The sequence below is a fragment of the Methanoculleus sp. genome (assembly GCF_036677455.1).
Lineage (GTDB): Archaea > Halobacteriota > Methanomicrobia > Methanomicrobiales > Methanoculleaceae > Methanoculleus.
This window is the reverse complement of sequence record NZ_JAVBWL010000022.1, coordinates 64211-70876: the sequence shown is the minus strand read 5'-3', so window position 1 is coordinate 70876 and position 6666 is coordinate 64211. Positions and strand designations below refer to the sequence as shown.

Sequence of the window (6666 nt, the reverse complement as noted above, 5' to 3'; positions counted from 1 at the left end):
CCCCCCCCCCCCCCCCCCCCCCCCCCCCCCCCCCCCCCCCCCCCCCCCCCCCCCCCCCCCCCCCCCCCCCCCCCCCCCCCCCCCGTCCCCACCCCCCTCAATGGCGATATCCACTGGAAATCCGTGCCCGAAAGGTGCAACTGCTCGGTCCCCGCCGCCTATCTCAAACCCCCGCCTCTCCGCTCACCCGGGCGCCCACCGCACCGAGCCACTTCATGAGAGACGTCCACGCCCCCTCAAGCACCCCGACCGGCTCCCCGGGTGTCCCCGGCGGTGTCGGGATCTCAGCGGAGATCTCGACCGTGACCTCATGGCCCTCCGGCGTCGGCACGCCGGAGAGATCGAGGGTGGCCGCCCCCGTCGTCAGCGGGATGTAGCCCACGTTCCCGGGGACGACGAACCAGCACCGCCCGGCGGCATCGACGAAGAGTCTCTTGACCATCTTCGAGCGGAGGCCGTCCCCCGATGTGGCGTGCAGGGCGACACCCGATGCGTTCCACCCATAGATCCCGTTATCGGACGCGATGAGGAGCATTCCCCCGGGCGTTGGTGCGATATCGTTGATCGTGACCGGGAATGCGCAGAGGTCCCCGGCGCCGAGGACCGGAGTGACGCCTCCGTCCGGGGTGTACCGGAGGACCGACGTTTTGTTGAAGAGGTAGACGCCCCCGAACGGGTCGACCCGGACTTCGGAGATCCCCGCGAGCGGCTCATCCCGGTAGGTGACCCGCTCGAACCGGGCCTCTCCGGTCCGGTTCCGGACGACCTGGACGCCGTCGTCCTCTGACCCGATGACGAGCGCATCGCTCGCGGCATCGACCGCCATGCTCACAACCCGGTAGCACGCAAGGCCTTCGTCCCCGAGCGGCTTATACCACGTCCAGGCACCGTCCTGGTAGCGGTGGAGACCGGCCTTTCCGGTGGCGACCCACATTCCGTCGCCCCATCGCACTATATCGTTGATGTTCCGGTTCTTGAGGAACTGCTGGTCCTGGATGGCCTGGTAACCCCTCCCCTCCCCGATCTGCAGCCCGTTCGGATACCCGATCCAGAGGTTGCCCCTTACGTCGAGGGCAATCGCGGTCACCATGATGTTGAGGGGCGCAAGCATCCCGTAGGCCGTCTCTCCCGGGTGTCGGGAATTGACTGACGACCAGGTGCCGTCGGCCGCGTATACCGAGATGCCGCTGTCGGTCGCAAAGATGACGTCGCCGTACCTGCCGTTGATCGCGTTGTTCACGCCGGCGGATGCGATGCCCGCATCATAATCAGGCACGTCGATGTAGAGCGCTGATGAAAAGGGGATGAGGAGGAGGGTTACCAGAACGGCGGAGAGGATCAGATCTCGACGCATGTCCCGTCCGCTCTCTTGATGATGAGACGGCCCTTCCCCTCCGGCCAGTAGTACACGGACCGTCCAACCCTGCCGCCGGTCTCCTCGTGTTCGATCTTGATGCCCCGCTCAAGCAGCAGGCCCTTTACTGCGGCAGTGTTTCGTTCGCCGATATTCAAAGCACTGGCTGAAAATTCAAACATGCTCGCACCGCCGACGACGATTGCGGTGGTCGCGAACTTCATGCCCCCGGCCCGCTCCATCTCCTCAAGGAGGGCGCTCACGGCAGTGTCCGCGAATTTGCCCGGCCGGTCGGCGCTCCCGCGGCTTTCAGGGAGCATGATATGGGCGAGCCCTGCAAGAGACCGCCGCCGGTCGTGCAGGATGAGCGCGACGCAGGAACCGAGCCCGATCGTCCCCATCGGGCATGTCCCGACCCGGAGCTCACCGAGACCCAGGATCACGGCCGTCTCTTCGCTAAAAAAGTTGTTATCCATGGTATCCTGGAGGTTGATTCAGACGAGCGGTTCCATCAGGCGTTGCAGCATGAGGGAGAGTTGTTGCATGAGCTCGGCGTTCGGGAGCATGTAGATGCTCCCGTAGACGGGCGGCGCATCGCCTGTCAGCACGGTGTTGAAGATCAGGACGTCGTTGACATCGCCGGCCATCTGTGCGACGATGGACGCAAAGGCGGCATGCGCCATATCGATGGCCAGCGCCGGGGGAGACGGCAGCATGACGATGCTCAGCAGTTCCGCGGTCGCATCGAGGAACGCCGATATCATGATGTTCCCGATCTCGATTGCGGCGCTCCGGTCCATCTCATCGATCTCCCGGTCGATATCGGTGGTGCCGAGCATCTGGTTGGTCAACCTGATGACGGTCTCCCTGGGCATGCTGACAACGATATACCCGCCATCTTCGACCTCTCCCTGGATCTGGAAGACGACCATGGCCGAGATCTCGCTGCCGATGTAGTTGTACATCTCCGCGATATCGACGGCCTGCACCTCCGGCACCGTCATCTCGATGGGGCAGGCCAGCATCTGCGAGAGGGATGTCGCCGCGTGCGCCGCACCGATGTTGCCGAACTCTGAGAGCGCGTCTTTCTGAATCGAGTCTAGTTCCATGGAATACCTCTCTAAATCATCGTGTTTACGTCGAGTACCGGCACGACGTCGCCGTCCCCCGGGATGGTGATCCCGCTGATCCCACGGCAGTTCCCGGCAAGCCGGGAGAGCGGCTTGACGACGACCTCCTGCTGCCCGTCCACGGTGTCGACGACGATACAGCACCTTCTGCCGTTGTTCTGCAGCACGACAAGCGTGTCGCTCTTCTGTGCCCGGCCGAACATATCCTCCAGGCGGTGCATGGGGAGGATCTGGTCCCGGAGCAGGATCGTCTCGCTGCTGCCGATCCGGTGGACTGCCTCAGGCCGCGTCTGCGCCACCTCGACGACGTTGCTGATGGGAATCGCGCACCGCATCCCGTTGATATGCACCATCATGACGTCGATGATCGCCATCGTCGGGGGCAGCACCAGCTCGAACTTCGTCCCGGCACCCAGGCTGGAATCGACCTGGATCGTTCCCTTCAGCGACTCGATCGTCTTCTTGACCACATCGAGCCCCACACCCCTGCCGCTGATGTCGGTGATCGTATCGGCCGTGCTGAACCCGGGCTCGAAGAGCAGGCCGATGAGCTCGTCATTCGTTGCGACTGCCGCTGTATCAGGCGCCATGAGCCCCTTCTCAACGCCCTTCTTCCGGAGTTTCTCGGGGTCGATGCCGGCACCGTCGTCCTCGATCTCGATGACGACGTTGTCCTTATCCCTCCGTGCCGTCAGCCTGAGCAGCCCTTTCCGGGGTTTGCCGCAGGCCTCCCGGACATCCGGGGTCTCGATGCCGTGGTTCACGCCGTTCCGGATGAGGTGCAGGAGCGGGTCGGAGAGGCCGTCCATCATGCCCCGGTCAAGCTCGGTCTCGCCGCCCGCGATGACGAGTTCGACCTCCTTGCCGTCGTGGTTGGCGACATCCCGCACGACCCGGGGGAGGCGGTTGAAGATGCGCTCGAGCGGCATCATCCGGACTCCCATCATGAGGTTCTGGAGGTCGGAGACCGAACGGCCCACCATGGAGAGCGCTTCGTCGAACTCCTTGATGCCGTGCTTCTTTGCGATCTGTTCGAGCCGGCCGCGGTTGATCACCAGGTCCTCGACCAGGTTCATCATCCGGTCGAGCCGCTCGATATCGACGCGGATGTTCTTGATCTCCCGGTTCTTCTCGGCTTTTGCCGCTCGCGGCTCCTGGACCGTCTCATGGGGTCGTGCTTCTCCGGTCTCGACCGGGACAGGCGGTGACGACGGGGTCGTGAGAGCCAGAAGGGAGATCTCGGTGCCCGAGGCGACGGTCCTGAGCGCATCCTCTCCCGCCTCGCTCTCGATGAAGACCTCAAACTGACCGTCGAACTTCCCGTCTTCGATGAGTTCCCGCGAAGGGGTCGTCGAGAGGATCGTCCCGATGCTCTCCAGGTTCTGGAGGAGCAGCATGGCCCGGACGTCCTTCATGGTGCTGGACGGGTCGACGGCGACCGAGAGCGAGTAGAGCGGCCGGCCGTCGGGGGCTCCTGCCGCCTCGAGGGGGACTGCCTCAACCGGCGTTTCTCCGGGCGCATCTCCCGTAAACGCCCGGAGTTCCTGCACCAGGCTCCCCGACTGTTCGTCCGAGGGGACACCTCCTGCTTCGATGACGTCCAGCATCTCCTCGATCGTGTCGGTGCAGGTGAGCAGGAGGTCGGTGAGGGATGCGGTCACCTCTTGCTGGCCGCTCCTGATGAGCGAGAAGACGTCTTCCATCGAGTGGCAGAGGTGCTCCATGGCATCAAAGCCCATCGATGCGGACATCCCTTTGAGCGTATGGGCAGACCGGAAGATCTCGTCGATGGCGGTCTGCTGGTCGTCCCCGCTCTCCAGAGCGAGGAGACTGTTCACGATGTTCTCGTGGTTCTCCCGCGACTCCTCAACGAACAGTTTCCGGTATCCCTCTTCATCAAACATGATCGACCTCGAACCGATTGACTGCTCTCGTTATCTCACGAGCGAGATTCTTGAGCGGCACCACCCTGTCGACACAGTTCCGGGAGAGAGCGGACCGCGCCATCCCGTATACGAGACAGTCCTCTTCGGCGCAGACCATCGTGGCGCCGCCTGCGGTCTTCACCGCGAGGGCCCCCTCGCCGCCGTCGCTCCCCATTCCCGAGAGGATCACGGAGACGATGCGCGGGCCGAATACCCGCACTGCAGAGGTGAAGGTCGCATCAACGGCCGGTCGGACCGCGTGGAGCGGGGGGGCGGTCGAGTGGACGACCCGGCCGTGGATTCTCCCGGTCTCCGAGGCGAGCCCCGATATGACGGTGTGATATCCGGCCTTTGAGACCAGAACCGTTCCGTTCTGGAGGACGTCACCGTTCTCGGTCTCTTTCACCGACAGGGGCGAGACGCGGTTCAGGCGTTCGGCGAGCGAGGCGGTGAACCCCACGGGCATATGCTGGGTGACGACGACCGCCGCAGGCAGGTCCGGCGGGAGTGCGGAGAGGAGGGCATCAAGCATCGGCGGCCCCCCGGCCGACGAGCCTATCAGCACCGCCGCGTCTGCCTCTCTCTTCCGGGTTGCGGCGGGTTTTTTGATTGTCGGGAGCAGGACGAGGTTCCTGATCTTCTGGATGAGTTCTCGCTCGATGCCCTTCACGTTCGGGACATCCTTTGGTTTGAGCATGAAGTCGTCCGCCCCGAGCCGGAGCGCCCGGTGGGTCATATCGGCCTGCCGCGACGTCAGCGTGCTCAGGACGATCACTTTCGGCTTCGTGCTCTTCCCTCGAAGGTTCTCCAGCACCTCAAGGCCGCCCATCCGGGGCATCTCGATATCAAGGGTGATGACGTCGGGCGCGAGCTCCGCTATCTTCTCGAGGGCATCGATCCCGTTCACCGCCGTCCCGACGACCTCGATATCCGGGCTGTCCTTGAGCAGATCCCGGAGTATTGTCCGGATGAAGAGCGAGTCGTCGACGATCAGAACCCGTATCATGGTTACGCACTGAGAACGTTCTTGACTTCTTCGAGGACTTTTGGCGCCTGGAACGGTTTGACGATGTAGCCCCTCGCCCCGCTCTTGACGGCGAGCTTGACCATCTGCTCCTGGCCGACCGCCGTGCACATGATGACCTTTGCCGACGGGTCGGCGGCCTTGATGGCCTTGAGCGCCTCGATCCCGTTCACTTTCGGCATGACGACGTCCATCGTGACGAGGTCGGGCTTGAGTTCCTGGTACCTGGCAAGGGCCTCCGCTCCGTCTGCCGCCTCGCCAACGATGTCGTGCCCGCCGGAGAAGAGAATGTTCTTCAGCAGCGTTCTCATAAACATTGTATCATCGACGATCAGGATTCTTCCCATCGAACACCACTCACTGTGTATTTGGAAAAAACATTATATATTTGTTCTTATTCTGAACAAACGATGCAGTTAGTTTATCGGAGATTTTACTGCATCTGATATGTACCTGACGCCTTTCGGGGTCAGTTGAACTTCTTTTCTGACGTAGAGGACCTCGGCAAGCCCTATTTCGAGCAGCCGGTCGTAGATGGCGTCGAGGTCTTTATGGGAGAGTTTGAGCATGTTCTCGATGGCGCTTGAATCCATCCCGCTGTAGACCAGCATGGCCACCTGCCCGGTCAGGGGGTCGATCTCTTCCTTGACCTCGGAGTCTCGCGTCGCCTCTTTGAGGAAGTTGTAGAGGACCTGGAGCGTCGTCATCGGGCAGAGGACGAAGCTCGTCACGACCCCGTTCTCGCTGAGGTGATCGATCTTCACGACGTTGAGGTCTTTCTCCTGGATCTCCCGGGACGTGAGTTCGATACCGGCCACATCCCCGATGGGGATACAGACCTGCTTCTCCTGGCTGACGAACCAGATGCCGGTCTTCATGACGGCGATCGCTCCTTTCTCCCATTGGGCGTCCTGGATGAGCACCCCCCCGCGGATTGCGGGCGACATGAAGAAGGCGTTCAACCGGTAGGCGCTCGCCTGCATGACGATGAACTTCTTCAAGACCGAGAGGACCTTCTCCACCGACGCGATGCGGTAGACCCTCGCCCCCTCCGTCCCAACGGTGATCATCACCTGGTTCTTCTTCTCATCGAGATCGACCACGGATTTGTAGAGGACCTCGGTGTTGAGGGGCGCATCGATGCGGAAACGGTCCTCACCGATCCCCATCGCCGCCGGAACCCATCTTCCTTCGTGCTCGACTTTTATTGGAACCGATTTCATTGTTATCTTC

General features: G+C 62.6%; 7 protein-coding genes. All 7 read right to left on the bottom strand.

Annotated elements, in window-relative coordinates:
• Positions 1-163: 163 nt before the first annotated feature.
• A complete protein-coding gene (locus tag V6K60_RS05670) occupies positions 164-1354 on the bottom strand; it encodes a hypothetical protein (protein WP_332449542.1) in 1191 nt (396 codons plus the stop codon).
• Positions 1339-1830, bottom strand: coding sequence for a chemotaxis protein CheD (locus V6K60_RS05665; RefSeq protein WP_332449541.1), 492 nt, complete (start codon positions 1828-1830; stop codon positions 1339-1341). Before V6K60_RS05665 ends, V6K60_RS05670 begins: the two co-directional genes overlap by 16 nt.
• 18 nt (positions 1831-1848) lie before the next feature.
• Positions 1849-2463, bottom strand: coding sequence for a chemotaxis protein CheC (locus V6K60_RS05660; RefSeq protein WP_332449540.1), 615 nt, complete (start codon positions 2461-2463; stop codon positions 1849-1851).
• A gap of 11 nt (positions 2464-2474) precedes the next feature.
• Positions 2475-4388, bottom strand: a complete 1914-nt coding sequence (locus tag V6K60_RS05655; RefSeq protein ID WP_332449539.1) for a chemotaxis protein CheA — start codon at positions 4386-4388, stop codon at positions 2475-2477.
• A complete protein-coding gene (gene cheB / locus V6K60_RS05650) occupies positions 4381-5415 on the bottom strand; it encodes a chemotaxis-specific protein-glutamate methyltransferase CheB (protein ID WP_332449538.1) in 1035 nt (344 codons plus the stop codon). Before cheB ends, V6K60_RS05655 begins: the two co-directional genes overlap by 8 nt.
• Positions 5416-5417: 2 nt before the next feature.
• On the bottom strand, positions 5418-5780 hold the full coding sequence (locus tag V6K60_RS05645; protein ID WP_332449537.1) for a response regulator: 363 nt from the start codon (positions 5778-5780) through the stop codon (positions 5418-5420).
• Positions 5781-5849: 69 nt separating this feature from the next.
• Positions 5850-6656 carry a CheF family chemotaxis protein gene (locus V6K60_RS05640; RefSeq protein WP_332449536.1) on the bottom strand — a complete coding sequence of 269 codons (807 nt, stop codon included), beginning with the start codon at positions 6654-6656 and terminating at the stop codon, positions 5850-5852.
• Positions 6657-6666 lie beyond the last annotated feature (10 nt).

Bases quoted from the DNA above. Each gene is read 5' to 3' on its own strand.
- V6K60_RS05655 (WP_332449539.1), bottom strand. From the start codon at position 4,388: ATGTTTGATGAAGAGGGATACCGGAAACTGTTCGTTGAGGAGTCGCGG.
- V6K60_RS05640 (WP_332449536.1), bottom strand. From the start codon at position 6,656: ATGAAATCGGTTCCAATAAAAGTCGAGCACGAAGGAAGATGGGTTCCG.
- V6K60_RS05660 (WP_332449540.1), bottom strand. From the start codon at position 2,463: ATGGAACTAGACTCGATTCAGAAAGACGCGCTCTCAGAGTTCGGCAAC.
- cheB (WP_332449538.1), bottom strand. From the start codon at position 5,415: ATGATACGGGTTCTGATCGTCGACGACTCGCTCTTCATCCGGACAATA.
- V6K60_RS05645 (WP_332449537.1), bottom strand. From the start codon at position 5,780: ATGGGAAGAATCCTGATCGTCGATGATACAATGTTTATGAGAACGCTG.
- V6K60_RS05665 (WP_332449541.1), bottom strand. From the start codon at position 1,830: ATGGATAACAACTTTTTTAGCGAAGAGACGGCCGTGATCCTGGGTCTC.
- V6K60_RS05670 (WP_332449542.1), bottom strand. From the start codon at position 1,354: ATGCGTCGAGATCTGATCCTCTCCGCCGTTCTGGTAACCCTCCTCCTC.